This window comes from Anaerobiospirillum sp. NML120448 (assembly GCF_023050945.1).
GTDB lineage: Bacteria > Pseudomonadota > Gammaproteobacteria > Enterobacterales > Succinivibrionaceae > Anaerobiospirillum.
Window position 1 is genome coordinate 1 of record NZ_JALKIM010000122.1, and the last position, 4,404, is coordinate 4,404.

The following is a 4,404-nucleotide window of genomic DNA, read 5'->3' on the forward strand; positions in this document are numbered from 1 at the left end:
GCGGTACTATTTTTTTAAGCCTATTATCCCCTAAAATATGTAACCAATATCCAGGTATATCTGGTTCCTAAATGTAAATTTAGGGGGAAAAACAGCTTATAGCTAGCGTTTTATATAAGTAAGCTGCCCCTAAGTCGATATTTAGGCAAGGGGTACCCCTTTCGCACTGCATGCAGTACAAAATAATCTTAATAGGAAAAATCTTAGCGACGCTAACTAGTACATCAATGCTGTAATAATAATGCGGTTAGGTAATTACAGCAGTTACGCACTCTATCAAGTTTATTTTCTGGAGCAAAAAGCGCTGCTTCAGAGTATAGCCCATACCTTGCTTGCAAGGTATGGGCTTTATTTTATAAACCTTGATTTTTTAACTTAGCGTAATCTTTTACAGTAAGACCTTGTGTTGGAATGAAAGATAACCAAGCAGCACTAATATTGCGTTTATCATAGCAATCAATGGTCTTTTCGACCTCTACTAGCTTGTTTTCCTCATTAGTGACTAACTCTTTAATCTCACGCGATCTTGGCATTGAAAATATAGCATTCCTAAAATCAAAAGACTCTCCGCTAATTTCGCTAACTTCCTTATTTATACTATCTACATAGTCAACAAGCTCCTCAGAGTTGGCAATGTCCAGAGCTCTTAATTTTAGGTTGTAGATATACCAAGGTATATATTCAAAAGGAGATATATTGGCTAAACGACAGTTTTGTATAACAGTCATGATATTAGCGAAAGAAGATATACCTGCTGATGAGTTAAAGGTCATACTTGCTCTCTTTGCAATAACAGTTGACCTTAAAGATCTCTCCACACTATTAGTACTACACTCAATATGAGGATTATGAAGAAACTCACTTAATTGCTTGCGATCCTTCATCCAATATAAGACTGCTCTTGTCAATTTGCTGCTATACTGCGGCATTTTACTTGATACAAAAGTCTTATTATTTTTAGATGGCACAATTAAGTGCTGACAAAACGTTAAAAACTCCATGATCTTATTTAACATGACTACTAAGTAGCTAGTCTTGTTTTGTCTTACTTCATAAAGCTCATTGAGATAAGCTTCACTGCTAAGATCACTATACTTATCAGTTACAGAAGCATCATTAGAAAAAATTGCGTTAATTAAATAAAAGGCACTTAACAAGGCAACATTAGTTGCACTCATTTTATGCTCCTTAGCATATTCTTTTAACTTCTGAGGAAAACTTGTTAACTCTTCACCCTTTGGTAACAGCTCGTGGTATATCTCAATTAATCCTGATGATTCTAAGAATACGTATATATAACGACGATAATGAGCCCAACAACTACAATGGATAATAGGGTCACGCTCTGCACAATAGCTATAATCATGTAGTATTGTGTCATATGCGCCATAGCCATCAGTTAGTAAATACTTAAATAAACACTCTTCTGCGGAGAACATATCAAACATGTTCAGGCCGCTTACAGCGCTTCTAGTGCCACAATATTGTATACAGCATTCCTGAGCCTTTTCGGTATTTCCTGTTTTAATAATCCAGAGGTATTTTTGCTTAGTGCCTTGACCTGTAACAAGCTTGATTGGGGTCTCGTCACATAAAACAGTTGTGCTCTTTAAGATATCTTTCTTAGACTGTTCATTAACAATTGACAATAGTCTACCAATGGCTTTGAAATAGTTGTTGAACTCTAGTCTAGAGATAAATTCATCATTGTTACAAGCAGCCTCAAATAGTCTATAAATCGCATTTCTTGGGCTGTAAAGACTCTGCAGTGCAACAGCTAAAGTAGATAGTCCAACAGATAAACAGCACCCTCTAAATAGACGAGAAGCCTCAAAAGATTCTCGAGTAAAGCTAGATGGATCAATGGTTCTAACTGCAATTTTAAGTTCTATAGTTTTACCATCATTATCTACATGTGGCACTGTTTGGATATGTGTCTTATATGTTGCTGTCTTAGGAAGAATCTGCCAATCAGCGTGTTCATGAATCTCATTTGCTTTATGATTAGCATGTTTAATATGCTGATTGCGCAACTTACTCTTGTTTTTAGCGCAACTTTTAACATCATTACAATAATTATCCAGATTGAGCTCTGTAACAGTGCGCTTAGAGCGAGCTTTAGCTCTACACTGCTCTTCTTTTGAAAAATCATGTATAGGGCTTTCCTCATGCTCATTAGTCACTTTTGCAGCTAAACTTAAGCCATTATCAGGATCAGTTGTAAAAATAGCATTAATTTTATTTATCTGTTCCTGAGGAACATTGTAATGACTTAAGATTAAAGGAAGATTAATATCAGTTATAGATAATTCTTCATCATGCTTACAATTAGAGCATTTAATCTTATATACAGCCTCTAGGTTAGTTGTGATGTCACTTAAGCCTCTAGCATGAAAGACCTCATTATTTCTTTTAATAGAAGTAATCTTAAAGGTGCTAAGCTTATTGCAATGAGGACAAAGTCTTTCAAACTCATAAGACCCCAGTGCAACAGCATTTTCTACAGATGCAATCTGCTTAGCTTTTTCAAGTTCATCTTTTTCAAGAAAAGGGACTTGTAGCTCATCTCCACTGGTAGTAAGCTCTTTTTCAACTACATAGTTGTTACTTTCTTCAAGACAAGATAAGACCAAATCAACCTTTTCTTGATCAGACATGCTTAAATCTGGAGACATAAACTCGATTGTATGGCTCTTGTCAGACTTGTTTTTATTTTCTGACTTCTTACCAAGACTTGCCTTTAATTCAAAGACGTCCTTTGCTCGATCTCTTATATAGTTAAAAAACTTTTTAACTTTGGAGCACTTACTAAACTTTTCAGTTACTTGCTTTACAAGAGGATCTTTTTCACGGAAGTCGCTTGTTACATCAACACCTTGATCAAGTCTTTCTTCAACACTCTTGATAACCTCTTCCTCAATATCTCTAATAGAGGATAAGGATTTCTCATCCAAATCATCCACTTGCAATTTTTTGCGAGACACCTCGCTCTTACTGTAAAGATTTAAGGTTCTTCTCATTAGAGCTGTAACTTCAGCAACAGCTTCACTACGGGTCTTGGCGAGGAACTCTAACTCTTGTTTAATCTCTTTTAATATAGTTTCACAGGTTAAGGATGGAGTGTATGTTAGGCGAGCTTGAGTTAAGCACTCTTCTTCTTTTGGGTTAGTAACACTATTAATTTGAGCAGAAATCTTATTAAGGGTTTCCTGAAGTTTTAGTTCAAATTGATGCTCAGATGCTTCCATCTGGTTATTAAGTTTTTTAAGGTTTTCCTCACTCTTGTTTAAATCTTTTTGTAAAGATTCAGCTTCCTTAGTCTTTTGTTCCAAAGCTAAGTTAACTTCGCTATTAGCATGCTTTAAACTGGTGTTCTCTTGACTCAACTTTCTTTGAGACTCTAAGAACAGATTAACAATAGGAGTTATTTGCTCCTTATTCTCTACCGAGCCCAAAAGTTTTTGTAACTCATCTGCTTGAGTTTTACCTAGTTGTTGCGCAATTAAAGTAAAATTTAGTTCGTTGGACATAAGTAACACCAGAATTATAAAAAAAGGGAAGCAAATGCTTCCCTATTATAACTGTGTTCGCTTTAGTTATGTTTACCTACTAAGAGATATGGTGCCCTCAGTTAATAGCTTTTCTAAAGCTCGTCTGCTTATGGTAGTAGGTAATCGCCCTTCAAAAAGCATTTGTCTAAATCTGCCTTTCTTTAATCTTCTAGTTGCGCAGGTATGACCATAAGCATCAATATTAAAGATTTTGCATATGCTTAAAGACTCGTTAAAGGTGATTATTGTTAGTTGCTCAACTCCGTTCCAGTAAAAGTCAAAATAATTACTGTACAGAAGATCCAGCATTCTTGGAGCGCCATATCTTGCAGAAACAGGCTCATGGATCAGCACAATCTTTCCATCTTTAGGAAGCAACATAATTACCTCCTACTAAAAGCTTGCATAACTCCAAAATATGCTGTTCAGGGTCGTTTTCAGTCGTATAGGACAACTCAAGCCCCATATACTTAATTGACACCTGCTTTAAAGTACTGCTTGTGTCACTATCAGCAATAGCATCATCATCATCATCTATTACTGAGGTTATGCCTATAGGCACTATTTCATCTAAGTGCCCTTCAATATCTACACTTAACTGACGCACAGCAAAAGTTGAGATAGAACAAAGATTAGCTATAGAGTTGATATCAATGCCATCCTTTAACATGAGGGCAATGCGACGTTTAAGCCTTTCGGTAGCAGCTTCTTCTTTAATATGATATTGTTGCTTACCTAAATAATTAGCTCCTATCTGTTGAACTACATTAGGAGCAACCCCAAACTTTAAACCAATTTGATATGAGCTTTGCTCAGTATCCATAATTGCCTTTGCAATATCAGACTCGGTTAT

3 protein-coding genes are annotated in these 4,404 nt (G+C 35.8%); all 3 read right to left on the bottom strand.

Annotation, left to right across the window (positions count from 1 at the left end):
• Positions 1-353: 353 nt before the first annotated feature.
• Entirely contained in the window at positions 354-3,530 is a 3,177-nt protein-coding gene (locus tag MXE38_RS11845; protein WP_246915330.1) for a transposase, read from the bottom strand.
• Between the two features lie 72 nt (positions 3,531-3,602).
• Positions 3,603-3,932 carry a hypothetical protein gene (locus MXE38_RS11850; RefSeq protein WP_246915333.1) on the bottom strand — a complete coding sequence of 110 codons (330 nt, stop codon included), beginning with the start codon at positions 3,930-3,932 and terminating at the stop codon, positions 3,603-3,605.
• The coding region (locus MXE38_RS11855) for a hypothetical protein (protein WP_246915336.1) at positions 3,919-4,404 on the bottom strand (486 nt) is incomplete at its 5' end. The genes MXE38_RS11855 and MXE38_RS11850, both read right to left, overlap by 14 nt.